General features: G+C 61.3%; 23 protein-coding genes and 1 tRNA gene. 14 read left to right on the top strand and 10 right to left on the bottom strand.

All coding sequences use genetic code 11. From position 1 onward, the window contains the following. Positions 1-46: 46 nt before the first annotated feature. The gene (locus CP556_RS18580; protein WP_098726970.1) at positions 47-691 is read right to left on the bottom strand and encodes a metal-dependent hydrolase; all 645 of its coding nucleotides are present in this window, start codon (positions 689-691) and stop codon (positions 47-49) included. 192 nt (positions 692-883) lie between these two features. Here CP556_RS18580 and CP556_RS18575 point away from each other — a divergent pair, with 192 nt between their 5' ends. After that, a complete protein-coding gene (locus CP556_RS18575) occupies positions 884-1594 on the top strand; it encodes a helix-turn-helix domain-containing protein (RefSeq protein WP_098726969.1) in 711 nt (236 codons plus the stop codon). A gap of 113 nt (positions 1595-1707) precedes the next feature. Here the strand turns inward: CP556_RS18575 and gcvH are convergent, their stop codons facing one another. Continuing rightward, positions 1708-2091 (bottom strand): glycine cleavage system protein GcvH, encoded by a 384-nt coding sequence (gene gcvH, locus CP556_RS18570; RefSeq protein ID WP_098726968.1) that lies wholly within the window; start codon positions 2089-2091, stop codon positions 1708-1710. After that, entirely contained in the window at positions 2088-3188 is a 1101-nt protein-coding gene (gcvT, locus tag CP556_RS18565) for a glycine cleavage system aminomethyltransferase GcvT (protein WP_098726967.1), read from the bottom strand. Before gcvT ends, gcvH begins: the two co-directional genes overlap by 4 nt. A gap of 297 nt (positions 3189-3485) precedes the next feature. Between gcvT and CP556_RS18560 the strand changes: the two genes are divergently transcribed. Together CP556_RS18560 and CP556_RS18555 are read left to right on the top strand one after the other, a co-directional pair. Beyond that, positions 3486-4967 (top strand): aldehyde dehydrogenase family protein, encoded by a 1482-nt coding sequence (locus CP556_RS18560; protein WP_098726966.1) that lies wholly within the window; start codon positions 3486-3488, stop codon positions 4965-4967. A gap of 350 nt (positions 4968-5317) precedes the next feature. Then, entirely contained in the window at positions 5318-5788 is a 471-nt protein-coding gene (locus tag CP556_RS18555) for an NYN domain-containing protein (RefSeq protein ID WP_098726965.1), read from the top strand. Positions 5789-5806: 18 nt separating this feature from the next. On the opposite strand, the gene CP556_RS18550 is transcribed toward CP556_RS18555, so the two are convergent. Both CP556_RS18550 and CP556_RS18545 read right to left on the bottom strand, forming a co-directional pair. Beyond that, positions 5807-6079 carry a DUF7513 family protein gene (locus tag CP556_RS18550; protein ID WP_098726964.1) on the bottom strand — a complete coding sequence of 91 codons (273 nt, stop codon included), beginning with the start codon at positions 6077-6079 and terminating at the stop codon, positions 5807-5809. Beyond that, the gene (locus tag CP556_RS18545) at positions 6076-7647 is read right to left on the bottom strand and encodes a Na+/H+ antiporter NhaC family protein (protein ID WP_098726963.1); all 1572 of its coding nucleotides are present in this window, start codon (positions 7645-7647) and stop codon (positions 6076-6078) included. Before CP556_RS18545 ends, CP556_RS18550 begins: the two co-directional genes overlap by 4 nt. A gap of 229 nt (positions 7648-7876) precedes the next feature. Between CP556_RS18545 and CP556_RS18540 the strand changes: the two genes are divergently transcribed. From CP556_RS18540 to CP556_RS18510, 6 genes are all read left to right on the top strand, one after another. Beyond that, positions 7877-8728 (top strand): TatD family hydrolase, encoded by an 852-nt coding sequence (locus tag CP556_RS18540; RefSeq protein ID WP_098726962.1) that lies wholly within the window; start codon positions 7877-7879, stop codon positions 8726-8728. Positions 8729-8897: 169 nt separating this feature from the next. Continuing rightward, positions 8898-9476: a DUF2150 family protein gene (locus CP556_RS18535; RefSeq protein ID WP_098726961.1), complete on the top strand. Its 579-nt coding sequence runs from the start codon at positions 8898-8900 to the stop codon at positions 9474-9476. 99 nt (positions 9477-9575) lie between these two features. Continuing rightward, positions 9576-11669, top strand: a complete 2094-nt coding sequence (locus tag CP556_RS18530) for a hypothetical protein (protein WP_141551713.1) — start codon at positions 9576-9578, stop codon at positions 11667-11669. A gap of 115 nt (positions 11670-11784) precedes the next feature. Continuing rightward, positions 11785-13122, top strand: a complete 1338-nt coding sequence (hmgB, locus tag CP556_RS18525) for a hydroxymethylglutaryl-CoA synthase (protein ID WP_098726959.1) — start codon at positions 11785-11787, stop codon at positions 13120-13122. A 724-nt stretch (positions 13123-13846) separates the two neighbouring features. Next, positions 13847-14518 carry a hypothetical protein gene (locus CP556_RS18515; RefSeq protein ID WP_098726957.1) on the top strand — a complete coding sequence of 224 codons (672 nt, stop codon included), beginning with the start codon at positions 13847-13849 and terminating at the stop codon, positions 14516-14518. Between the two features lie 149 nt (positions 14519-14667). Further along, positions 14668-15843: an AI-2E family transporter gene (locus tag CP556_RS18510; protein ID WP_098726956.1), complete on the top strand. Its 1176-nt coding sequence runs from the start codon at positions 14668-14670 to the stop codon at positions 15841-15843. A 24-nt stretch (positions 15844-15867) separates the two neighbouring features. Here the strand turns inward: CP556_RS18510 and CP556_RS18505 are convergent, their stop codons facing one another. Next, positions 15868-16647, bottom strand: coding sequence for a DUF2270 domain-containing protein (locus tag CP556_RS18505; RefSeq protein ID WP_098726955.1), 780 nt, complete (start codon positions 16645-16647; stop codon positions 15868-15870). Between the two features lie 205 nt (positions 16648-16852). Between CP556_RS18505 and gcvPA the strand changes: the two genes are divergently transcribed. After that, a complete protein-coding gene (gcvPA, locus tag CP556_RS18500) occupies positions 16853-18190 on the top strand; it encodes an aminomethyl-transferring glycine dehydrogenase subunit GcvPA (RefSeq protein WP_098726954.1) in 1338 nt (445 codons plus the stop codon). After that, positions 18187-19710 (top strand): aminomethyl-transferring glycine dehydrogenase subunit GcvPB, encoded by a 1524-nt coding sequence (gcvPB, locus tag CP556_RS18495; protein WP_098726953.1) that lies wholly within the window; start codon positions 18187-18189, stop codon positions 19708-19710. The genes gcvPA and gcvPB overlap by 4 nt, the downstream gene beginning before the upstream one ends. Positions 19711-19823: 113 nt before the next feature. Here gcvPB and CP556_RS26115 read toward each other — a convergent pair whose 3' ends face one another. After that, positions 19824-20000: a DUF7838 family putative zinc beta-ribbon protein gene (locus CP556_RS26115; protein ID WP_176548244.1), complete on the bottom strand. Its 177-nt coding sequence runs from the start codon at positions 19998-20000 to the stop codon at positions 19824-19826. 132 nt (positions 20001-20132) lie between these two features. On the opposite strand from CP556_RS26115, the gene CP556_RS18490 reads away from it, so the two are divergent. Further along, complete coding sequence (locus tag CP556_RS18490) at positions 20133-20666, top strand: cob(I)yrinic acid a,c-diamide adenosyltransferase (protein ID WP_098726952.1); 534 nt, start codon at positions 20133-20135, stop codon at positions 20664-20666. Between the two features lie 130 nt (positions 20667-20796). On the opposite strand, the gene CP556_RS18485 is transcribed toward CP556_RS18490, so the two are convergent. Then, positions 20797-20991, bottom strand: coding sequence for a hypothetical protein (locus tag CP556_RS18485; protein WP_098726951.1), 195 nt, complete (start codon positions 20989-20991; stop codon positions 20797-20799). A gap of 144 nt (positions 20992-21135) precedes the next feature. Next, the gene (locus tag CP556_RS18480) at positions 21136-21552 is read right to left on the bottom strand and encodes a DoxX family protein (protein WP_098726950.1); all 417 of its coding nucleotides are present in this window, start codon (positions 21550-21552) and stop codon (positions 21136-21138) included. 400 nt (positions 21553-21952) lie between these two features. Between CP556_RS18480 and CP556_RS18475 the strand changes: the two genes are divergently transcribed. Next, the gene (locus tag CP556_RS18475; RefSeq protein WP_098727474.1) at positions 21953-22219 is read left to right on the top strand and encodes a DUF7553 family protein; all 267 of its coding nucleotides are present in this window, start codon (positions 21953-21955) and stop codon (positions 22217-22219) included. Between the two features lie 40 nt (positions 22220-22259). Next, positions 22260-22333 (top strand) — tRNA-Val (locus tag CP556_RS18470). Positions 22334-23642: 1309 nt separating this feature from the next. Here CP556_RS18470 and CP556_RS18465 read toward each other — a convergent pair. Next, positions 23643-24422, bottom strand: a complete 780-nt coding sequence (locus tag CP556_RS18465) for an HNH endonuclease (RefSeq protein ID WP_098726949.1) — start codon at positions 24420-24422, stop codon at positions 23643-23645. Positions 24423-24472 lie beyond the last annotated feature (50 nt).

Below are 24472 nucleotides of genomic sequence, written 5' to 3'. Positions count from 1 at the left end.
ACCGATTCGAGCGTCACTGTCGATCCGTGTCACAGGCAGTCCGCGATCACGCTGATCGGCGGTCCTCGACGATCCGAACGAGAACAGCTGTCAGTCCGGCGACAGTGAGGACGAACCGCTCGCCGGTCGCCGCGATGGGAAAGATTCGCTCGACCCCCGTGGCCGGTTCGTCTCGGGTGGGATCGAATCCCGTCCTGTAGTGGGTATCTTCGGTCGTCCCGCGCGCCGTCGACTCGGCGACACCTCCGGGATCGAGTTCGACGAACGTCTGGACGAGTCCGCGCTGGTCGGTGATGAGCAGCGACCCCGAGAGATCGTAGAACCGATCGTGGACCGGCCAGAAGAGATTGACGCCGTTGAAGAAGGCGTCGAACAGGACGTGTGCGAACAGCAACGCAGCGAGCGTGGTCCACGCGACGCGAGGCGCGGACCCACCCCACCGTTTCCGGACGATCGACTCCTCGCGGATCGCGCCGTCCCAGAGCAGGGCGGCGGCGGGGACGAGTACGATCCAGACGTTGTGCAACGCGGCGCGGTGGGTACCGGGGACGACGACGCCGATCAGCGTATCGAGATCGAGGAGGGCGCTACAGCCCATCACGAACAGGATCGCTCGCGTGTCGAACTCGTCGCCGAGCAAGGCGACACCGAGCAGCCCCGCGAACGCGACGTGGACGACGGTCGATGGCATATCCCGGCGACTCGAACCGTGGGGGCTTGATCTTTTGGGGCGCTCGAGCCGCTCTCGCCGTCGACCGATTGCTGATCTCGCTCGCCGGTCCAGCCGATCGATCGGCGATGCGGACATCGCTCGCTGACTCCGCCAGTCGAACGATCGACCCGTCTCCGGTAGCTACTTGGATCGACCGCACGACCGTCGCGTATGAGCGGACGCGGACCCAAACGGGAACTTGCGGAGAAAATCGCCGGGGAGATCACGTTGAGTGAGGATCCCGGGGCCACGCTCCGGAAGTGGCGCACCGACTTCAGCGTCTCACAGACCGATCTCGCGGCCGAACTCGATGTCTCGTCGTCGGTCATCTCCGACTACGAGAGCGGCCGCCGGGAGAGTCCCGGCATCGGCGTCGTCGGCCGTCTCGTCGAGGGGCTGCTCGAGATCGACGAGCAACGCGGCGGCGAGCGCATCAGACAGTACGGTCGGGTCCTCTCGGCGGGCTTCGACAGCGACATCGTCTACGACCTCCGGGAGTACGCCACGTCGCTTCCCCTCACGCGGCTGTACGACGACCTCGAGGCGACCGAAGTGGCCTCGAGCGGCACCGATCAGGTCAGCGGTCACACGGTCATCGACAGCATCGAGGCGATCACCCGCCTCTCGAGCGAGGAGTTCTTTCGGCTCTACGGACAGAGTACGAGTCGCGTGCTCGTGTTCACCAACGTCACGCGCGGGGAGGGCGTCGGCATCGCCCTCCGGATGATCAACCCGACGCCGAACGCCGTGATTCTCCACGGACTCGAGGAGGAGGACCTCTGGGACCACGCGCGGGAGCTCGCGCGAATCGACGGCTACTCGCTAGCCGTCACCTCGGCACCGCTCGACGACGTGCTCGAGCACCTCGTGACGCTCGAGTAACCCGGGGAACGCCGTCGTGTGAGCGGCTGCGCAGTCGACGGGTGGGATGGTATCGTCTGGCGTCCTCGACAGATCTGATAGCCGCTACAACGGATCCGTCATCGCAACGGCAGTCAGGCGATCTGGTCCTCGTATTCGTCGGCGGAGAGGAGGGCCTCGAGTTCCTCGAGGTCGTCGGCCTCGATCTCGAGCATCCAGCCCTCGCCGAAGGGGTCCTTGTTGACGAGTTCGGGGGCGTCGAACAGCTCGTCGTTGATCGCGACGACTTCGCCGCCGACCGGCGCGTAGAGGTCCGAGACGGCTTTGATCGATTCGACGACGCCGAACTCGTCGCCTCCCTCGAGTTCGTCGCCCTCGTCTGGGAGTTCGACGAAGACCACGTCGCCGAGCTCGTCCTGTGCGAAGTCGGAGATGCCCACGCGGACGACGCCGTCGGTCTCGAGTGCCCACTCGTGCGATTCCAGGTACCGTCTATCGTCGGGAACGTCGAAGCTCATTGTACTGTGTCGATGAAGGGTGTGGTTTCAACTCTTGCTTTTTTGGACTGCCCGCGGACGACCACTTGCAGCGTCGTCCCCGGTTCGGCGTGCTCGACCGGCACGTAGCCGAGGCCGATCGGTCGCTCGAGGGTCGGACTCATCGTCCCGCTGGTGACGGTGCCGATGACGCGACTCTCCGTCGTCGTGATGTCGTAGCCGTGTCGGGGGACGCCGCGATCGATCAACTGGAAGCCGACGAGTCGCTCCTCGACGCCCGCCGCCTCGATCTCCGCCAAGGCGTCCCGACCGACGAACTCGGTCTCGAGGGCGACGGTAAAGCCGATGCCGGCCTCGTACGGCGTCCGCGGATCGGTGTCCGCGTCGAAATCTTGGCCGGCGAGGAGAAAGCCGGCCTCGATACGGAGCGTATCGCGCGCGCCGAGCCCGCAGGGCTGGCAGTCCAGCGCCGTCCAGATCTCCTCGGCCGCCGCCCAGGGGACGAGCAACTCGAACCCGTCCTCGCCGGTGTAGCCCGTCCGGGCAGTCCAGCAGTCGACCCCCCCGATCGTCGCGTACCGAGCTTCGAACCGCTCGAGGTCGCTCACCGACTCCTCGGCGACGCCCTCGACCAGATCGACGGCGTTCGGGCCCTGGACGGCGAACATGGCGTACTCGTCGGTCCGGTTGTCGACGGTCGCCTCGAGGTCCCACTCGTTGCGGTAGCTGAGCCACCGTTCGTGGGTCGTCTCGTCGGTGCCGGCGTTGGGGACGAACAGGTACGTCGCCTGCCCGCCGTCATCGGGGAGCCGATAGACGACGGTGTCGTCGATGATGATCCCGTCCTCGTCGGTGATCGCGGCGTACTGGGAGTCGCCGACCGCGAGCCGGGAGACGTCGTTCGACGTCAGTCGTTGCATCAACTCCGTCGCGTCCGGGCCGGTAACGTGAATCTGGCCCATGTGCGAGACGTCGAAGACCCCCACGTCCTCCCGGACGGCGGCGTGCTCGGTTCGAATCGAATCGAACTCGACCGGCATATCCCAGCCGCCAAACTCCGTGAACTTCGCTCCGCGCTCGTCGTGTAACCCACGTAACGGCGGCGTCTGAAGCGGCATACTCGAGATATCTGCCGCGGAGTAGTAATGTCTTTTCGTCGGTCGGACCCACTGGCCATCCCGGTATCGTAGCCACTGACAGTTACTGCACAGTTGACGCATGTCGGCCGCCTGACCTTCACGAAAATCGTTTCAGCGTCATCTCTCGGTATCAAACGGCCGATCCGGGAACGCGAACCGTCGCTCGTCGAGACCGATATCCACCTCGTTTCCGTAACCGTTTGCCGTTACAACGGCGCGGACTATCGTCTCCGGTTGCCGAAGGTATATGCCTAAAACTAACGTAAACGCCGCCGTATGAGTTCTCCGAAACTCGAGCCACGGGCCGACTGGAACCGACTGTACATCGACGGCGAGTGGCGTGACGCCACCGGCGGCGAGACGATTCCCGTGGAGAATCCGGCGAAACAGGAAGTGTTTACGGAGGTACCAGCGGGAACCGAAGACGACGTCGACGCCGCCTACGAGGCCGCCGAGGCCGCCCAGTCCGACTGGGCGGCGACCCCTCGGGAGGAGCGCAACGAGATCGTTCAGAACCTGCTGGACGAACTCAACGCGCGCTTCGAGGAGATCGCCGGCCTGCTCGCGACGGAGGCCGGCACCCCGGGCTACCGAGCGATGGGCGAGTTCGCGACCGCGACCGGCGACGTGGAGATGGCGCTGGAGCTCGAGCCGCCGGCGGAGGAGGTTCGGCCGTCCTCGTCGATCGAGGACAAGGACAATCACATCGTCCACGAACCGGTCGGCGTGGTCGGTATCATCTCGCCGTGGAACTTCCCGCTGCACCTCTCGCTTCGGGCCCTCGCACCCGCGATCGCGCTGGGGAACACCGTCGTTCTGAAGCCGGCGACGGACACCCCGATCACCGGCGGGCTGCTCATCGCGAAGCTCTGCGAGGCGGCCGGCGTCCCCGACGGCGTCGTCAACGTCGTCACCGGCCGCGGCTCGGCGATCGGCGATCGGATGACCGGCCACCCGACGCCGCGCGTCATCTCCTTTACCGGCTCGACGGCCGTCGGCAAGGGCGTCGCCGAAAACGCCGGCGAGAGCCTCGCGCTGCCCGCCCTCGAGCTTGGCGGCAACGCGCCCTTCGTCGTCACCGACGAGGCCGACCTCGAGCGGGCCGCGCGCGCCGGCGCGTTCGGTTCCTTCTTCCATCAGGGCCAGGTCTGCATCTCGATCAACCGCCATCTCGTCCACGAATCGCTGTACGACGAGTACGTCGACCTGCTCGTCGACCACGCGGAGTCGCTCGTGATCGGCGACCCCTCCGAGAGCGAGGACGTGACGTTCGGCCCGGTCCAGAACGAGACCCAGCGCGACGAGCTGGTCGAGTTCATCGACGGGACGCTCGAGGCGGGTGCCACCCTCGAGACGGGCGGCGAGGCCGACGGCCTGTTCGTCGAGCCGACCGTCCTCTCGGACTGTACGAACGACATGCCGACGGCGTGCAACGAGCACTTCGGTCCCGTCGCGCCCGTGATTCCGTTCTCGGACGACGAGGAGACAATCGAACTGGCCAATGACACCGAGTACGGCCTCTCGGCCTCGGTCTTCTGCGAGGACGTGGATCGCGCCCGCGACCTCGCCGATCGAATCGAGGCGGGGATGGTCCACATTAACGATCAGCCGATCAACGAGGACCACAACGCCCCCTTCGGCGGGGTCAAGCAATCGGGCCTCGGCCGGTACCACGGCGAGTGGATCGTCCGGGAACTCACCGAGCCGAAGTGGATCTCGGTTCAGGGCGAGGAACGGGACTACTTCGTTTTCGAGTAATCGAACGATAGGAAGCGGCTTTCACCCGTTTTACAGCCAGTAGCCGACTGCTCGATCGAGGCGAGTAACAGATCGCTTCGGACTGGTCACACTGCGTGCAATAGCGCACGCTGGGCCGCGGTGAACGAACTGACCCGTGAGGAGACGGGCAGTCGGCTCATGAGCAGACGGGTGCAAGCACCCGTGTAGAGAATTCGGCCGGGAGGGCGTGGAAATTCCCGTTGCCCCGATAGCGCGACGTTCGTTTCCGTTCAGAGTAGCCTGAGGATGCTGGTTCATCCACGGACTCACCAGACAGGCCCACGCGGCGTTTCGTCACATCTATCTCGCGGCCGCGGAAAGCACGGGTTATGTTTGACCGCGTTCGCGCTCGTCTCGCCCGACTCGGGGACTCACGGACCACCGCCGAGCCGGCAGTCGGTCTGTTCGTCGACGGGCCGAACGTCTTCCGCGACGAGTTCGATGTCGATCTCGACGATCTGCGCGACGCGGCCCGCGAACTCGGCCGCGTCGGCGTCATCCGACTCTATCTCGACGAGCACGCGACCCCCGGCCTCATTCAGGCCGCTGAAGCCCGCGGCTTCGAAGTGATCGTCACCAGCGGCGACGTCGACGTCAAGCTCGCCGTCGACGCGACCGCGCTCGCCGGCGACGGCACCATCGATCGATTCGCCATCGCCTCGAGAGATACCGACTTCAAACCCGTCCTCGAGTACGCGGGTACCGTCGGCGTGGAGACGATCGCGATCGCGCCCGGGACGCACGGCCGCTCCGACGCGCTTCGGAACGCGGCCGACGAAGCGGTCACGCTCGAGCCGTGACGGCGAGGGACAGGAAAATCAACCGCTGTAGGAACTCTCACCGACGATTTCGAGGAGTTCGCCGCGACCCGTGGCGGTCGTCTGGTCGAATTCGGTCACGCGCACCCGCACCTGTTTCTCGACCGTCTCCGGACCGGCCCCGTCGATCACCAGTTCCGTGTCGCCGATGTACGCCCGGCCGCTGGTCCCGTTCGTCTCCGCGACGAAGACGTCGATCTCGGATCCGGTCTCGAGCGTCGGTCGGTTCGCACGGAACTGCCAACCTTTGAGGTACTTCTCGAAGAAGCTCATACGCGCGCCACCTCCTCGCTCTCGCGATCGATGACGTACTCGCGGCCGAACCCGGTCAGCGCCGCGAGAACGAACACCGAGACGAGCAACCAGCCTTGGAAGACGAACGGGACGACGTCGATCGGCGTGACGACCATCGACTGGTCGAACCAGTCGTACTCGCCGGGGAGGTTCTGCATCGCGCTGTAGCCGGCGAGCACGCCGCCCGACCACGGGAAGATGTAGCCCAGGGCGGCGGTCTGGCCGTCCAGGATGTTGGCTCGCCGGTAGCCGTTCAGATTGAATCGCTCCCCGATCTTCGAGATGTAGGGACCGATCGCCACCTCGGCCGCGGTGTTGATGGTGATGATCGCGTTGATCAGCGCCGCGGAACCGACCATCGTGAGTTCGGCGTTGCGGACGTTCGTCGCGAGGTTCTCGAGCGACCACTCGAGCAACACCTCGAACGCGCCGCCGCGGATCATGATCTGGGCCGCGCCGATGATCAGCAAGACCAGGATCGACAGCTCGAGGAAGCCAGCCACGCCGTTCATCAGGCTCCCGCCGACGCCGACCGCGTCTGGATCCTCGACGATCGTGAGGATCGGCAGGCCGGACAGCGGTTCGGCCAATGGCGCGTCCGGCGGCGCGTTGAACATGACGATACCGCCGAGGCCCTCGAGGCCGAAAATGAGGTTGAACGCGACCGCGATGACGATCCCCCACGAGATGGCCTCGACGATGTGGCGGCCGGCGATCGCCGCGCCGATCACGGCCAGCATCGAGACGACGTGAATCAGGCCGATCGCTTCGCTTCCCTCAAGGAAGATCGCCTGGGCTTCGGCGCCGATATCGCGGCCGTCCATCGCTCCGCCGGCGACGACGTAGCCGAGGAAGGCGACGATCGCGGCGATGATGACGTACTTGAATCTCGAGGCGACGACGCCGCCGATGTCGGCGTCCTGCGTGACGGCGCTGACGATCGTCGTATCGCTGACGGGCGCGAGGTTGTCGCCGAAGATCGCACCGGAGAGGATCGCGCCGAACAGCAAGACGGGGTTCGCGCCGAGCAGGACGCCGGCGGGGAAGAACAGCCCGACGAAGGCGACGGTCGCGCCGTAGCCCGTCCCGATCCCCGTCGTGAAGACGGCGGCGAGGACGAACGTGATCGCGGGGAACAGCGCCGCGCCGACGCCCGCGGTGTCGGCCAGCCAGACGAGGCCGCCGACGAAGCCGCCGTCCTGTAACAGCTGGGCGAACATGCCGGCCCAGATCCACGCCACGATCGCCGTCACCGCGACGGGCTGGGTCATCCCCTCGAAGATCGTATTGGCGTAGGACTCCCAGTTCCCCCGGACGAAGAACATGCCGAGGATGAGCCCGACGAGGATCCCGACGATGAGCCCGCCCGTGTCCCCGATCCGCCAGAGCGCGGTCTGGACGATGGCCCAGACGATGAAAAACGCGATCGGGAACGCGCTCATCCCGCGGCCGCCGTAGAACTCGACTCTCGGCCCGCTCTCTTGATCCGGCTGTGTGAACTGATCTGCCGGTCCGTCACCGGCCGGCCCGTCCCCAGTGTCACTCATACGTGATCACGCATATTGATACATTGCGGCACTAATTACATCCGCCATAATAACTATTACCGACAGGTGCGCTCACCGGCGCTCATTGTCCGATACCTCTCCTACGGTGGATAATCATCGAACTGTCGCTCCGGGTTGACATCTTTCCGGCGACCGAGGCGCGTCCACCGTCCGTCGAAATGACTCGGAAATCAGTGACTTTTCGAGCGCGGAGCGCTCACTAGCGGGTATGATCGACGAGACGCCGGTACTGGACGACCACCTCCACCTCGATCCCGACAGTCACCGAGGCATCGACGCCGTTCGTGACTTCGCCCGCGTCGGCGGCACCCACCTGCTCGTGGTGAACAAACCCTCCTGGCACCTCGGGTGCGAGGCCGAGACCGGCGAGGACTTCCGCGAGGTCTTCGAGCGCACCGTCGAAATCGTCGACGAAGCCTCGAGCGAACTCGAGGGCCGAGCGTGGCCCGTCCTCGGCGTCCACCCCGGCCTCGTTTCGCGGCTGGTCGACGACCGCGGGTTCGCGCCCGAGGACGCCCGCGACCTCATGCGGGCCGGAATCGATGTCGCGGCCGAGTACGTCGAGTCGGGCGACGCGCTGGCGCTGAAATCCGGCCGGCCACACTACGAGGTCGACGACGACGTCTGGGCCGCCTCGAACGCGGTCATGCGCCGCGCGTTTGACCACGGGGCCGACCTCGAGTGTGCCGTCCAGCTCCACACCGAGGCCAGCGAGGATCTGACAACTGTCGCGGAGTGGGCCGAAGCCGCCGGCATGCCGGCCCACCGCGTCGTGAAACACTACGCGGGCGGCCGCCTCGAGGGGCCGACGCCGAGCGTGATGAGCGAGAAAGATCGCCTCGAGACCGCGGCCGAGCGCGGCGAGCCGTTCCTGATGGAAACCGACTACATCGACGATCCGGATCGGCCGGGAGCGGTGCTCGGACCCAAGACGGTCCCACGGCGGGTTCGGTGGTTGCTCGAGAACGGTCACGATACCGCGGTTCGGATCGCCCACGTCGAGACGCCAAAGCGAGTCTACGGGATCGACACGGAAGCGACGCTCGAGCGATCGGAGTAATTGCTGATTACGGATCGACTGTTCGGGGAACCAACTGCAGGAAGCGCCGTATCTGGGCCACTAGGTCGGTCGTAGTCGGGTATTGTGTATTCGTTCGGTCTCACTAAACAGTCACTCACGGCGGCTAGTGTAGAGAAAGGCATTTCAAGCGGCCGGTGTAGGTGTCTGTATGAGCAATCCCCCGACCGAGTTCTACTCGGAGGAACGCTGGCAGAACTGGATCGGTCGAATCAACGACGAAGAGATCGATCCGGAAGACGAATCGTCGGCGCGGCTCCTGCTCAATCTGCAGGATGACACGGCAATCGCTATCGCGAAAATCGTCGCTGCCTACGACGACGACGAACTCGACCAGGAGGATGCGCTCGAAGAGATCGCGGACGTCCGCGAGATCGTTCTCAGCGAGGTCGATATCGAGGACGAAGAGAAGCTGATCCTCGTCGACGGCGTCCAGACGAGTCTGGTCTGTGTCTTCTTCGCGGCCGAGGAGTATGTCGCCAACGGACCTGCCGACGAGGGCAGCGTCAGCGACTACCTCGGCGCCGCGGCCGACGCCGAGGCCGAAGAGGATCTCGATGCCGCACTCGGCTACGCGGCCCAGGCGGGGACGCTCATCATCGACGGCAACGAGCTCGACATGACCGTCGCCGAGGACCTCGAGTACGGACTGGTCACGGAGTGGATCAACGGCCTCGACAGCCTCCAGAGCGCGATGAGCGATCCGGAAGTCGTCGAAGAAGACGAGTAACGAGTCCGCGCGGCCGCTCGGGCGATACGTTTGTTTTGGGCGGTGAGTTCGCCGTTCCGTAGCCACCAGACGTTTACGTTATCACGACTATCCTCGGCTATGTCATTGCGGAGAGACGAGCGTGCAGTGACCGTCCAGATCGGGGCGGTGCTGCTGCTCGCTATCATCTTCGCCGCGCTCGTGCTTTATCAGGTCAACACGGTCCCTGCGGAAAACAGTGCGCTCGAGTACGAGCACAATCAAAACGTTCACGACGAGATGCAGGAGCTACGGAACGCGATTCGAAACACAGGCACAACGGGGAGCTCACAATCTGCATCGATCACACTCGGGACGCAGTATCCGACCCGAACGTTTTCGATGAATCCGCCTGATCCGAGTGGGACAATCGAAACTATCCGACCGGAAGCCAACGTAACGATCGTTTCGGGGAACGAAACGGACGAGTACGAAACTCGGTTTCTCGTGTACGAGCCCGACTACAACGAGTACCGCAACGCACCCCGGACTATACTCGAACACTCGCTACTGTACAATCAGTTCGAGCGGGCGAACGTTTCAGTCGGGAGCCAACAACTGATCGGGAGTGAGCGGATCACGCTTACGCTTCTCGATGGCAGTCTACAGGAACGGAGTTCGGGAACTGTGTCGATTCCCGTCGAATCCCTCGATCCGGTTCGAACAACGACACTCGAAGCCGGCTCCAGAATCACGGTACCGACCGAAAGTCCAGAGCGATGGAAGGTCGAACTTGAGTCGACCGAGGGAGCTAGATACGACGAAGCAGGCAGCGGAAACGGTACCGCATCGATCGTCCTAGAGGAAAAGTTCGAACTCGATATCGCTCGAGTCGGCGTCGGGAACGGGGGGAGTTCAGCGAAAAATTTTACTATTGGTACCGAACGTACTGGCAACGATTACCGGACGAGTGGCAGTTACGACGTTTCATTCGATGAACCCTCTGGGAACGTAGAGCGGTGTGACGACGCTGAGAGCTGTGATTATTTTTTCGTGGCTGGAACGACAGTAACGTTCTCGGCCACGGCAACCGCGCAAGCAGCTGCGTTCGATTTCGCTTATACGACGAGCGACGGCGTGACGGTCGACACCTTCAGTGAATATAGCGAGGACGGTATCGTAGACGTTATCGCCGACGGGAACGGCACGATTGATCTATTCGTTTCGAGCGGTGGTGTCAGTGATACGATTGTCATTGACGTGAGGCAGCCGGACGAAGGGCCCGGTTCCGAAACGGACGGAATCGCGTGGTCGATCACGGACGACACGACGAATAACGTCGCTCAGTACGCTGTTTCGTACAACGTGAGTGCGGAGTCGTTCGATCACGTCCAGATCGAGTTCGACAATATAGATAGTGGGACGACGACGGTTGAGAATCGATCCGACCCCCGTGGGACCGTCGAGTACAGCGAGGGTGGATCCGGCGGAGACTCGTATACGATCACGATAACGGCGTACGACACCAATGGGGACGTAATCGACACGAGGAACGAGACGGACACGGCAGATGGCGTGAACCCGGACGCAGATGACGACTTATCGTCACCGACGAGTCCGCGACTGAATGGAAGTCGCGTCGACGACTGGAGTCAACCGAACGACAACTCTGCGCATTACTTTGTCTCCTACGATGTCAGAAACCGGGACGAGTTCGACCGAGTCGAGGTCAGCTTCAAGAACCGCGACACCGGTGTGATCACGACCGAAACTGCGACTGACCCCCGCGGTCGACTCGAGTTCTCTGGGAACTCTATCGGCGACGAGTTCGGAATCGAACTTCGCGTGTACGATACCGACGGAGTGCTGGTCGACAGCCGGTCGTTCGGTGATACGGCCGACGGAACCAATCCGACTGCCAACGACGATTTGGCTGCGTCAACGAGCCCGCAGTTCCAGTCGGTATCCGTTACGGACAACGGAAACAACGGTCAATCGAGGTACACCGTTGACTACACCGTCGACAGTTCGTCAAATCTCGGAACCGTCTGGGCGGAGTTCCGAAATCTCGACAACGCGTGGGCGACCGAAATCGCAGAGCAACAGGACGCAAACGGCCAGTTCGTCCACGAGCCCGGCGGCGGGACCGGCGGCGACGCGTACGAAATCACGCTTCTAATCTTCGATTCGGACGGTGCCGTTGTCGAACGGTGGGACGACGACAATCCGGGCTAGTCACGACCGAGTTGTTTACTTACGATGTGACTGCGGGAGCCGGTGGAGTAGGAGTTCGACAGGTGACGAAATGCCGAACGACAATACCTTGTATCATCACCTGTATTGACGAGACATGACTGCAGTCGGCATCGACGCCGTCGAGATCTGGACCGGGAACCTCAAACTGGACCTCCCCGGCACGTTCGCCCCGGAGAAGGGCGAAGACCCGGAAAAGTATACGAAAGGGCTCGGGCTCAACGCGAGTTCGTTCCCCGATAGCTACGAGGACATCGTCACGATGGGGGCGAACGCCGCTCACCGACTGATGGAACGGAAAGGACTCGAGCCGGCCGATATCGGTCGAATCGATGTCGCGACCGAGAGCGCCTTCGACAACTCGAAGCCGGTTTCGACGTACGTCGCTGGCTGCCTCGAGCAGGTGTACGACGACGACTTCCACCACGCGAACAAGGGCGAGCGGAAGTTCGCCTGTATCGCGGGGACCCAGAGTCTGGACGACGCCTACAACTGGATCCGCGCGGGCCGCAATCGTGGTCGCTCGGCGCTGGTCATCGCGACCGACACCGCGCTCTACGCGCGCGGCGACGACGGCGAGGCGACCCAGGGGGCCGGCGCCGTCGCGATGCTCATCAGCGAGGAACCGAACCTCGTCGAACTCTCCGCCGAGCAAGGCTACGGCTCGGCCGACGAAACGGACTTCCTCAAGCCAAACCAGCAGTTCCCGTCCGTCGACGGCAAACGCTCCGTGCAGGTCTACCTCGCGCGGATGCGCGAGGCCCTCGAGGACTACGAGAGCGTCGCGGGCGAGGTCCACGAGGAGGATTTCGTCTACGCGCCGTTCCACACGCCGTTCCCGGGGATGGTCCGGAAGGCGGCGTTGCTCGCGTTCCGCCACATCACTCGGAACACGGAAATCGAGGACGAACTGGCCGAGGAAATCGGTCGGCAGCCCCGACCCGAGGCGTTCGACTCCGACGAGGAGTACCGCGACGCGCTCCGGGAGTACATGGATCTCCTGAAGGACACCGACCGCTACGCGGAGTGGTACGACACGACGATCGATCCGACGCTGACCATCGCCCGCGAGGTCGGCAACTGGTACACGGGCTCCGTCCACGTCGCCCGCGCGAGTGCGCTCAAACACGCTCGCGAGCAGGGCCGGGAGATGACCGGCGAAAAGATGCTCATCGGCTCCTACGGTAGCGGTGCACAGGCGGAGATCCACTCCGAGACGATTCGAGAGGGGTGGGCCGAAGAGATCGACTCCCTGAACGTCGACGAACAGCTCGCGGATCGCTACGAGATGTCGTGGGATGACTACGAGGAGATCCACGACGCCCACAATCACGAGATGGACGTCGACGTCGAGGAGTTCACGACGCCCACCGAGGAGTTCGTCTTCGACGGCTGGGGCCGCATGGGCGAGCGGAAGTATCGGTACGTGGAGTAGCGCACGGAGCGATGCTTCTCAGACGGAACTAAAGATGGTTAGAAGGACACTTTCTGCTCAACTAACGTTCTTAACAGTCGTTAGATTCACTCCAGAATATCACGGTTTTTCACTAATCGGTCGTACACGATCGTCACGATAAGACACCTTTCCGCGGAATCAATCTCGGTAGTTCGTAAGGGAACATCATCGACAAACCCATGGACAGCGACTATTTCATCGAGATCGGAGATATCTACCACGGACTTCCTGTCTTTCTTTGCATCTACTCTCAACGATACCCAGTCCTCGAGTCCTTGTTTCGTCTCGGTAGCGAAGTGAAACATATTGGGCTCTGATGTGTTATTGAAAACCACGAAGTATAGCGTGCGAGGTGCAGAGAGGACGGTGGGAAACCGACTACAGCCAGAAAGTAGTGCAATCGTCGCACCGGTGCCTAGCAAGAACCTGCGACGAGTTAAAATCACATTTTATATACAATTCTATTGTCACATATTCTTTCTGCCTATTCGAGCAGGGCCTAATCTGGACTGAGCGATTGGTCTCTCACGGTCTGCTGTCGGAGAGTAGTGGGGTAGAACTAACTGCTCAGTAGAGACGAGGTCGAAGAGTTCTATTGTAATCCATTGTTAGTCACTATCTCATCTGAAACAGTCGTTACACGGAGTGGCGACTTGTCACTGAGAACAGAACAAATATCCAATTGGATCCCGTACAAAGACGTATGGACAGTCGTATCGGAGCACTCCACGGAAACAAACACTTCCGCACCATCGTTGGCACAGTCGGCATACTTGCCCTCCTCGTTGTTTTCACCGATATGACGATCCGAACAAGCGTTCCGCTGATACTCGTACTTGGTGCGATGGTGGTACACGATGTCGTCGATGAGTCACACAACTTGCCCGAGGGGGCGAACTGGCTCATTTACGGGATATCTGTGTTCGCTGTCGGTACATACTGGATACTCATCTCCCCGCTCCCGTGGGTTGGCAGTTTCTTGGCTCTCGCAGGTCTCTGGTTCGTCTTCGATGGCGTGACGGCCATCCGACATGGGCCATCTCGGGAGACACACGAGTACATCTCCGACCTCGAGGAGGACCAGATGGGGGAGACGCTGCTTCGAATGCAGACGTTGAACGTCGTGTATCAGGGTCTGAGAGACGCCCCTGAACCGCAGACAGCCCCAGAGCTTGCTACTGATCTCGATCTCACTGAATCACGCGTCGGAAGTGCCCTCGGATTTCTGGAAGGCAAAGGCCGTGTAGAGCAGGAGGGTGACCACTACCGTGCAGAGCCGCCCCGATGGGGTCGACTGACTCCCGTCGTCCAATTCCTTGTCTGGGTACCGCGTCGGATTGGCCGCCCGTTTCGCCGGGTGACCGCCAACGCATAGCTCCGTACTGAGCGATACGTGAGTTCCCGGGACTGAGCATTCGTTAGGGGTGTGAGGAGAGTCTGTGAATTGTTCCAGAGTTCTTGGAAATCAAACTGGTCGCAAATCGTATCAGTGGACTAATTTATAGGGGTATTGCATACTCGGACATGCCAGACAGCCCCGAGCCACCGGACTGGATTGTCGAGCAGCCCGGGTTGACCGTGTTCGCACTGTTGAGCGGTCTCCTCGCACTGTTCGTCCTCCTCCCGTATCTCCAGTACGTCTTGTTTGGCGTCGTTCTCGCGTACATTCTGCTGCCCGTCCAGCGACGCCTCGAGCAGTACATCAGACCCACGTTTGCAGCGATCACGGTGGTGATTGCCACGTTACTCGTCGTGTTGATACCGCTCGTCTACGTCATTTCTGTCGCGGTTCGACAATCGCTCGGGCTGGTCCGCTCGATCAGGCAAGGCGAGATCGATGTCGAGACGGTCGAGGGAGCGCTCGAGACCAATGGCTATGCCGTCGATCTCGTGGACCTGTACGAGTCGAATCAGGGTCGAATTGCGACCGCCATTCAGGAAGTCACGTCGGGGGCGATCGGTCTCGTCGGTAGCTTGCCGAGCATGTTCATCGGTCTGACCGTCACGCTGTTCGTCCTCTTCGCGCTGTTGCGGGACGGGGAGCGACTCGTCGCGTGGTTCCAGTGGGTGTTGCCGATCGACGACGAGATTCTGGACGAACTCAGCACGGGGCTGGATCGGCTGATGTGGGCCTCGGTCGTCGGGAACGTCGCCGTCGCGGCGATTCAGGCAGTGATGCTCGGGGTCGGGCTAGCGATCGCCGGCGTCCCCGCCGTCGTTTTCCTCACCGTCGCGACGTTCGTTCTGACGCTGCTCCCGCTCGTCGGCGCGTTCGGAATCTGGATTCCGGCGGCGGCCTACCTGGTCGCGATGGGGCGGCCGACCGCTGGCGCGGCGATGACCGTGTACGGGCTGCTTGTCACCTTCTCGGATTCGTATCTGCGCCCCGCGCTGATCGGCCGGACCAGCGCCTTCAACTCCGCTATCGTCGTCGTGGGGATTTTCGGCGGCCTCATCGCCTTCGGTGCCGTCGGGCTGTTCATCGGCCCGGTCGTCCTCGGGGGCGCGAAACTCACCCTCGATTGCTTCGCTCGAGCGCGCACCGATCAGCCAATCGCGGGAGCCATCACTGAAGGTGAGGGAATAGACGCTGGCCCTGCGGAGTCGGCCGGCGAACCAGAATCCGCGACCGAGTCGGACGAAGGCGGAGATGTTGAGACAGCGGCCGATCCGGACGACGACTTGCGTTCCGACTCGTAATCGAACGTACCACAGCTGACGCCGTTACTCGTTCTTCCACTCGCCGGGTTTTGCACCGTGAATCTCGCCTTTCGCCTCCCGTCCCCCAGGCCACAGCCCGAGTGCGATTACGGTCACAAAAAAGAGACCGAGGACTGCCGCCACGACCGCACCGTGAATCCCCGGTAACTCGGCGGCTTCCGTCCACTGTTGCTCAGGGGTAAACATCGTGACTTTGAACAGCCAGCCGACCCCGGCCACCGTGAACAGGAGCCCGTACACGCGACGAATACGCCGAGAGAGCCCCTCTCGAGTCGATACCTTGAACGTCGGATTTCGGAGATCGTCGCTCAGTTCCTCGCGCCAGGCCGGATGTTCGACGCCGACGGGTTCGAGGGCGTTCGCGAACACGTTCTCCTGAATGAACCGGACGCGGGCGCGCCAGTGGTCGTAAAACCGGTAGCGCCGGACTTCGTAGAACAGGAAGATCGAGAGGACGAACATCCCGATCAGGAGCAGGAAAGCGGGCATGTTCCGACTCGAGAAGACGATCGAGAGCAACGCGGCGAGGAGGGTGATCGCCCAGTCGGTCGTCCGATCGATTCGGTCCTGCGCGCTGTTGGCCTGGCTGACCTCTCCGCGATAGAAGTGCGGGAGCACGCCGAGCAGTGAGTCGGTGTCGGCGGCGGCCGTCGCACCGATCTCCTGATCGCCGCGATCGAGCGGGCCGTCTCGAGCGTCCCGGTCCTCCCCGCCGTCTCCCTCGAGTTTCCCGTCTCGAGTCTCGCTGTCGTCCGCACGTGTCTCGTCCCCTGCGTCGACCATGCGCCCCTCCGACACCGGCGTCCGCTATAGTGGTCTGTGTAGCGCCTGCAGGGTGGAAGAGACGGCGACGACCGGCCCGTCAGTCCGAAACGAGTGCGTTCATAACCCCGTGCCCGCTAGAGACGTGTATCGTGTCTCGGATCGAACGACGCAATCGACGCGGGTGGGGGCAGACCGGAACGATCGATCGGGACCACCGCTAATCATGCACGGATCACACGCCACGGGGAGTCCGTACGCTCCCCACACGAACGAGGACCGCGCGGCGATGCTCGAGGCGGTCGGTGCGGGAAGTGTCGAAGACCTCTTCGACATCCCGGCCGACGTCGCGTTCGAGGGCCGCTTCGGCATCGACGCACGAACGGAACGGGAAACGCGACGACTGGTTCGATCTATCCTGGATCGCAACGACGACGTGACCGAACTGCTCGGACGCGGCCACTACGGCTACTACATTCCGTCGCTGGTCGACCACCTCGCGGACCGCTCCGAGTTTCTCACGTCGTACACGCAGTACCAGCCGGAGATCTCCCAGGGGTTCCTGCAGGCCCTGTTCGAGTACCAGTCGCTGCTGGTCGAACTGACCGGCCTCGCGATCGCGAACTGCTCGATCTACGACGCGGCGACGGCGCTCGGCGAAGCCGCCACGCTGGCCAACCGCGTCCGCGAGACGACGGGCCACCGCGTGCTCGTTCCCGAACTCCTGCGGGCGGAACGGCGAAGCACGCTCGAGAACTACGTCGCTGGGACCGATCTCGTCGTCGAAGAGTATCCGATCGACGACGGGAACGTCGACGTCGCAGGGCTTGAGGCGGCCGTCGACGAGGAGGTCGTGATGATCTACGCCGAGAATCCGACCGTGCGCGGGACGATCGAGGAGCACCTCGCGGCGGTCGGCGACCTCGCTGACGACAACGACGCGCTCTACGCGCTCGGTTCGGATCCGATCGCGCTGTCCCTGCTCGAGCGGCCCGTCGACATCGGTGCCGATGTCGTCGTTGGTGACGCGAGCGTGCTCGGCCTCCCGACGAGTTACGGAATGGGGCTCGGCCTCTTTGCGACGCGCGAGGAGTACCTGCGCCAGGTTCCCGGCCGACTGGTCGGTGTCAGCGAGGACGCGACCGACCGCCGGGCGTTCACGCTCACCCTCCAGACCCGCGAACAGCACATCCGCCGGGAACGCGCGACGAGCAATATCTGTACGAACCAGGCCTGGGTCGCGCTCCGAACCGCGATACACGCTGCCGTCCTGGGGCCGACCGGAATGGTCGATCTCGCGAAACGCGACGTCACCCGAGCCCGAGACCTCGCTGAGCGCCTCGACGACATCGCCGGCGTCAAAGCCCCGGTCCACGACCGCCACCACGTCCGGGAGTTCGTCGCCCGCGTCGACCAGCCCGCACGGGCCGTCGCCGAGGACCTCGAGCGACTCGGCTTTGCGGTTCACGTTCTCGATGACCACGAGATTCAGCTCTGTATCGCCGGCGTTTCCGACGACCGGATCGATCGATTCGTCAAGGCTCTCGAGGAGGTGGCACGATGAGTGACGACGGATCCGACAACTGCGACGCCGCACAGTCGCGCTACGACCAGGCCCGGTATGTCGAGAACGGCGAGTACGAACCGCTGCTCTCCGAGAAGGATCAGACGCGGGTCGAGATCGGCGTCAGTGGGGACGACGGCAACGGTGCCAGTAGCGAGGACACCGGCTCACCGCTTCCCGACGACCTGACGCGGGACTCGATCGAGTTGCCCGAGCTCTCCGAACCCGAGTTAGCGCGCCACTACACGCGGCTCTCGCAGATGATCTACGGGATCGATAGCGGGCCCTACCCGCTGGGGTCGTGCACGATGAAGTACAACCCGAAGTTCACGGAGGACGTTGCCGCGCTGCCGTCTGCCGCAGTCCACCCCGATCGGTCCGAAGGGTCCGTTCAGGGGACGCTCGAACTCCTTTACCGGTTGCAGGACTACCTCGGCCGGATCGGCGGGATGGACGCGGTGACGCTCCAGCCGCCCGCCGGCGCGGCCGGCGAGTTCGTCGGGATCCGCGTCGCCGCGGCATACCACGAACACACCGACGAGGGGCATCGGGACGAGGTCATCATCCCGGAGAGCGCCCACGGGACCAACTTCGCCAGTGCTGCGCTCGGTGGCTACGACGTCGTCTCCCTGCCCAGCGACGACGAGGGACGGGTCGACCTCGAGGCGCTCGAGGCCGCCCTCTCCGAGAATACCGCAGCGCTCATGCTGACCAATCCGAACACGCTCGGGCTGTTCGAGCGCGACATCACCGAAATCGCGGCGATGGTCCACGACGTCGGCGGCCTGCTCTACTACGACGGGGCGAACCTGAACGCCCTGCTCGGCCGCGCTCGGCCGGGCGACATGGGCTTCGACGTGATGCACTACAACGTCCACAAGACGTTCGCGACGCCCCACGGCGGCGGCGGGCCGGGTGCCGGTCCGGTCGGCGTCGTCGACGACCTCGCCCCGTTCCTGCCCGCGCCGCGCGTCCGCGAGCGCGACGAGGGCTCGAACGGGGGCGATCCGATCTACGAGCGGTTCGATCCCGACCACACGATCGGCAAGGTCCACGGGTTCGACGGTAACTGGCTAGTGCTCCTCAAGGCGTTCGCTTACATCGCCCGCCTCGGCGACGAGGGACTCGCGGACGCGAGCGCCTCCGCGGTGCTCAACGCGAACTATCTCGCGGAACGGATCGAGTACGACATCCCCTACGGCCCGTTCCACCACGAGTTCGTCGCCAGCGCCGGCGAACAGGACGCCGCCGACGTCGCAAAGCGGATGCTCGACTACGGCGTCCACCCGCCGACGACCAAGTGGCCCGGGATCGTCCCTGAGGCCCTGATGACCGAACCGACCGAAATCGAGAGCAAGGACACCCTCGATCGACTCGCCGCCGCGTTCAACGCGGTCGCCGGCGAGGACGATGCGACGCTCGAGGCCGCGCCGGAGCGCACTACTGCCCGTCGAATCGACCAGACGAGCGCCGCGCGGAACCCGCGACTGTCGTGGCAGGCGCTTTCGGACGACTCCTAAGCGATCGATCGGTTCGCGGTCTTCGTTCTGTCGTACGGTTCAACGACAGGAGGGCGATCAACAGACAACTCCGCAGAAAACGCGAGCCGAGCCGGTCGGTTTCGGGACCGAAGCTATGCCGTACTCGAGTCCACGGCTGTTCCGTTGTCGCCGATCCGGACGAATCCGTAGTTGCAGTCAGGGCAGTGCCACTTGACCTTCTCACCGAGGTGGAGCATCGTGCTGGCGGCGCGGTAGAACGTCTTCTCGCCCCCACAATCGGGACACTCGTGTACGAGTTCCAGAGCCATACGTGACCCAAGAGAGCGAAGCGAGTTTAACGTACTGATTTTCGAGCCCTGAATCGAATCTCCGGAGTGGACGCGACTCGCGGCGCGTTGAGTGACAGGGAAGTTAAGTGCGATCCCTCCGTCGGTTCAGCCATGTCGATCTACACCGGTCGCGGCGACGACGGGCAGACGGATCTTCGAGACATGACTCGCGTCTCGAAGTCCAGCGCCCGCATCGAGGCCTACGGGACCGTCGACGAACTCAACGCCCTGCTCGGGACGATCCGACCGACCGACCACGACGATATCGACGATCGGCTGGCGTCGATCCAGAACCACCTCCACGTCGTTCAGGCGGACTTCGCGAATCCCGATCCGGACGAGGACGACCCCGCGGTCCGTCCCGATCACGTCGAGACCGTCGAGGACTGGATCGACGAGTACGACGACGAACTCGAGCCCTTGACCTCGTTCATCCTCCCGACCGGTAGCGAACACGGGGCGGCGCTTCACCACGCTCGCACGGTCTGTCGGCGAGCGGAGCGGCGGGCGGTCGCGCTCGCCGGCGAGGAGGAGATCAACGAGGATGCGGTCCAGTACCTCAACCGGCTCTCGGACGGCCTGTTCACGTTCGCTCGCGTGGTTAACGCTCGCGACGGTGAACCGGAAGACGCGCCGGACTACTAGGTGCAACCGGTCAGCAAATCGGCTTTGATTTCCGTGGCAGCTATTTTCGAGACGACGGCTCTGGCACTCGATATCGGCTCGATCAGTATCGTCTCATCGCGGCCCGCGTCTGGCCCCGAACGGCGTGGAACTACGAGCGCTCGGTTTCGGTCATCGGCGGTAATTCGATAGCGACGAGATCGTGTCCCGTCTCTCGTCGGTGGTCGGTTCCGATTCGGGTCGCTTCGTCGCGGCCGTCTGCTGATTGCTCGTACCCACAGCCGTTGCATTCCACGAGGAACCGTTTCCGCTCTCGGGAGCCAGAGGCCGTCTCGTTCGTTGCCATACTCCACTAGTTGACGACCGACTGCTTGAACTGCCCTCCAAAACAGATTGGATTTCGTCGCCGGTCGACACGGCGTGCGGACTGGGTTTCGGTCAATACGCTCTCTCTACTGGCCGCAGAGACGACTTCGTTTGTCCGGACGGGTTACAGACCGATATTCAACGCGTAGCCCCACGTCTCGCCGGCGATGACCAGCACGATCAGGGACGCGCCCAGCAGTTCGACGTTCTTGAGGAAGTGGGTCATCTCGCCTTGCCGTTGGTCCTCGGGCACCGCCCAGAAGTCGTGCATGAACGGCGTCACGACGAGGAAGAACACGGCCAGCATCCCCGCGGCGACGACTGGATAGACGCCGAAGACAATGCCGAACCCGCCGAGAACCAGTATCATGCCCGACGCGACGACGCCGAACCCGGCCGCGGGAACCCCCTTCGACTGCGCGTAGCCGGACAGCATCTCCGTCGCCACGAAGTGATTGAGTCCCTGGTACACGAGGAGACCACCGAACAGGAGTCGCCCGGCGAGCAGGAGCGCCGCGCCGATGCCGCTCTCGAACGCCATCAGCGACTCACCGCCGTCCGCGAGGTCGTCGATGGTCGTGAGTGACTCCGCTGCAGTCGGGTCTGCGCCTCGAGTCGCGATAGTAGTCGCATTACGTTAGCTGGTTCGTATCCGAACCCGATATAGTCTCGCTAACGGAAGTGTTACCGGGTGAAACGCCCGTTATCGTCGGATCTGGGTTGTCGAATGCTGCCGTGCGACACGGGCTGCTCGAGCCCGAGATTCCATCCGCTTCGAACGCTCGGGCTCGAGCGGACGACCACGGTAGCCGTTCGCGAACCCGGGTCACTTCACTCACCGGCTCGAGATCCTGTCACGACGCTGCTGCACCGCACGCTCGAATTTTGTCGTCCGCGAAAGAACTATATTCTCGTCCGGCCTCTCTATGGGAGAGTGTCACATGAACAAACACTTCCACGACAGCCTGTACTACCTGCGACGAGCCGCCGAGCACGCTCGACTCGGCGTAATGGAGCAGATGGACGGGGTCACGGATCGGGTCCGATCGTTGCTCGGCCGAGAGCGCGACCCGGAACCCGGCCGCATCGACCGGGTCCGCGAGGACGTGACCGACCTCGAGCGACGAGCCGAAACGAGGGTTTTCGCAGCGCTCGATTCCGCGCGTGACCGCGTGGGCCGCTCGAGGGTGGCTGCGGACGATCGCTGAAAGGAAGCCTTAAGTCAAACGCACGGGAATTTCCTCGTGCGGGTTGGTGATCTAGTTGGTTATGATACCTCCTTCACACGGAGGAAGTCGGCGGTTCAAATCCGCCCCAACCCATACACTCACTTCGTTCGCGTGAACCCACAGACGGCGTAGCGACCCTCTTAATAGAGCCGGTTTCTCCATCAGTGAACCCATTAAGTCGCTTCTCGGGCATCACTCCCGTATGGTGGTTTGGCTAAAGGAAGAATCATAGATAAGTGTTTCTCCCTTACAGGCAAAAATAGAATTTCAGTGAACACTGTGATAGCTTCTAAAAAGTAGACTGACCCGGTGGTATCTTAATGAAGTCTGGAAGTGCCCGAAGCATGTTTCTCTGGTTCCTTCAGGCAGGAATTTTCATTGAGGGACCTTGTTATACCCCTTCCAGTCTGTATAGATGCAACAATCTATGTTATTACTGATAATAATACGATGTTGGAATCAGAACCCCTTGGAATAGAATGCCAGAGGTTAACTAAATATAGTCGAGAAGCCATTCCCACACTATGTAATAAATATTATAATAACACTAAACAGTCTAAAATATTATATAATGATGCGGGATAAGGAGTATGATGGAGCCACTGTATACTCCGAATATAGTCACTGCTGAAAAGAATACATCCTTCTGTTATCCGGTAGGGAGTAACAGAGCAATGTAGGCTGTGCTGTTGCTGTACGTTGCTGTGCTGTAAGCTGTACTGTTGCTGTACTATGCTTCCAGACTTTACTATAGTACGCTGTACGTTGCTGTGCTGTAAGCTGTACTGTTGCTGTACGTTGCTGTATGCTGTACTGTTGTTGTACTATGCTTCCAGACTTTACTACAGTACTACTTCCTTCTGTTACGCTACTACAGCAGAAGTACAGAAGTAGACTATTAGGCTACTACAAGAGACAATATTTTAGCTGAAATCCATTCTATTCCTATATCAGGGCAGAACCCACCCGGTCAAATCAATTTTAAGGTGCCTCAGTCGCCGCCTATGCCACTCCATAAAACCGTGAATGGTTTTCATTGTCTCGAGTGGAAAAAGCTCTCAGAACGCCCACAGATTTGTTGAGTGAGTTTTCTAAATTATTAGTAGATGTTATCTGTATGTTCAAGAAATCATTCTCAAGTATCTCCGCCCATATTGATCTATCAGATAGTATGTTAAGAATTCTGGTATATGATCCTACTGTGCCACAGACTTAGTTCTACCAGGAGGAATTGGAAGTTCTTGGAGGTTAGAACATGAACTCGTAGCAAGAATAGACAGGTAACGTAACCCGACTCGAGAAATTCTATGTTTTTGCTATAATAGGGTGAATCTGTTCTGCCCCCTTCCAGCCTGTTCCAAGGAACACATCTTTCTAATATGCCATCAGCTACCTCAATAAATCAGTCATTCAAAGATGATTGGTGGATCTCTTCAGTTAGTTTATTAGCTCTCTTTTGTTCTGCTTTTGCTCGAGAATTTCTTCCTTTATAGAGGTCAGAACACATATATGAACGGCGTTTTGCAACCTCGAACCACTGTTTTGCTGCTTGGCTCTCTAAAGAATTCTCATTCTTGTTATTTTTGTAGATTCGCGCGTAAGATTCTGATGCTCTCCGAAAGTAGCGTTTTGCCTCTAACCATTCTTTCTGTTCTAAACATTGTTGACCATCTTCCATAAGCTCCATTGTGTAGTCCCAACGGCCAGATGAGTCAATAGTTTTTAATGCAGTATAGTTCTCATATGCAGTCGCACCACAAATATAAATAGTAATACCAGTGAATATCACACTGGTTATTGTTCCTATAATAATAAGCCTAATACTCCCCGAGTAGAGTGATGATATTAAGATTAGAATTGCAGGCGATAGTATTATTGACGTATATATCCAGTATTCTTGTCGCTCACTAAAGGTGGTTGAGTTCTCGATTGTTATTTTTCGAGCAGTAGTTCGTCCGGTAGAACTATTGTTATGTATTTTTCTGTGACATTCCTCGCAATGAGTTATAAGATTTGACTTTTTGTGAGGTCCTCCCTTGCTTATGGCTAAGCTATGGTGTGCATGAAGTTCTGCGTCTCCATGTGGACCTCCTCGAGCGCCACAACTCTGACAGGTGTAGTTGTCACGTTTATATACCTCCTTTCGCCTTCTATCCCAATCTGATGGGTATTTCTTCCCCATTTCATGCTTATTACAGTGTCAAATAGAAAAATGTTGCTTATTTAGATACT

Source organism: Natrinema sp. CBA1119, from assembly GCF_002572525.1.
Taxonomy (GTDB): domain Archaea; phylum Halobacteriota; class Halobacteria; order Halobacteriales; family Natrialbaceae; genus Natrinema.
This window is presented reverse-complemented; position numbering and strand designations above follow the sequence as displayed.

Coding starts and splice junctions, on each gene's coding strand:
- CP556_RS18580 (WP_098726970.1), bottom strand. CDS start 691: ATGCCATCGACCGTCGTCCACGTCGCGTTCGCGGGGCTGCTCGGTGTC.
- CP556_RS18575 (WP_098726969.1), top strand. CDS start 884: ATGAGCGGACGCGGACCCAAACGGGAACTTGCGGAGAAAATCGCCGGG.
- gcvH (WP_098726968.1), bottom strand. CDS start 2,091: ATGAGCTTCGACGTTCCCGACGATAGACGGTACCTGGAATCGCACGAG.
- gcvT (WP_098726967.1), bottom strand. CDS start 3,188: ATGCCGCTTCAGACGCCGCCGTTACGTGGGTTACACGACGAGCGCGGA.
- CP556_RS18560 (WP_098726966.1), top strand. CDS start 3,486: ATGAGTTCTCCGAAACTCGAGCCACGGGCCGACTGGAACCGACTGTAC.
- CP556_RS18555 (WP_098726965.1), top strand. CDS start 5,318: ATGTTTGACCGCGTTCGCGCTCGTCTCGCCCGACTCGGGGACTCACGG.
- CP556_RS18550 (WP_098726964.1), bottom strand. CDS start 6,079: ATGAGCTTCTTCGAGAAGTACCTCAAAGGTTGGCAGTTCCGTGCGAAC.
- CP556_RS18545 (WP_098726963.1), bottom strand. CDS start 7,647: ATGAGTGACACTGGGGACGGGCCGGCCGGTGACGGACCGGCAGATCAG.
- CP556_RS18540 (WP_098726962.1), top strand. CDS start 7,877: ATGATCGACGAGACGCCGGTACTGGACGACCACCTCCACCTCGATCCC.
- CP556_RS18535 (WP_098726961.1), top strand. CDS start 8,898: ATGAGCAATCCCCCGACCGAGTTCTACTCGGAGGAACGCTGGCAGAAC.
- CP556_RS18530 (WP_141551713.1), top strand. CDS start 9,576: ATGTCATTGCGGAGAGACGAGCGTGCAGTGACCGTCCAGATCGGGGCG.
- hmgB (WP_098726959.1), top strand. CDS start 11,785: ATGACTGCAGTCGGCATCGACGCCGTCGAGATCTGGACCGGGAACCTC.
- CP556_RS18515 (WP_098726957.1), top strand. CDS start 13,847: ATGGACAGTCGTATCGGAGCACTCCACGGAAACAAACACTTCCGCACC.
- CP556_RS18510 (WP_098726956.1), top strand. CDS start 14,668: ATGCCAGACAGCCCCGAGCCACCGGACTGGATTGTCGAGCAGCCCGGG.
- CP556_RS18505 (WP_098726955.1), bottom strand. CDS start 16,647: ATGGTCGACGCAGGGGACGAGACACGTGCGGACGACAGCGAGACTCGA.
- gcvPA (WP_098726954.1), top strand. CDS start 16,853: ATGCACGGATCACACGCCACGGGGAGTCCGTACGCTCCCCACACGAAC.
- gcvPB (WP_098726953.1), top strand. CDS start 18,187: ATGAGTGACGACGGATCCGACAACTGCGACGCCGCACAGTCGCGCTAC.
- CP556_RS26115 (WP_176548244.1), bottom strand. CDS start 20,000: ATGGCTCTGGAACTCGTACACGAGTGTCCCGATTGTGGGGGCGAGAAG.
- CP556_RS18490 (WP_098726952.1), top strand. CDS start 20,133: ATGTCGATCTACACCGGTCGCGGCGACGACGGGCAGACGGATCTTCGA.
- CP556_RS18485 (WP_098726951.1), bottom strand. CDS start 20,991: ATGGCAACGAACGAGACGGCCTCTGGCTCCCGAGAGCGGAAACGGTTC.
- CP556_RS18480 (WP_098726950.1), bottom strand. CDS start 21,552: ATGGCGTTCGAGAGCGGCATCGGCGCGGCGCTCCTGCTCGCCGGGCGA.
- CP556_RS18475 (WP_098727474.1), top strand. CDS start 21,953: ATGAACAAACACTTCCACGACAGCCTGTACTACCTGCGACGAGCCGCC.
- CP556_RS18465 (WP_098726949.1), bottom strand. CDS start 24,422: ATGGGGAAGAAATACCCATCAGATTGGGATAGAAGGCGAAAGGAGGTA.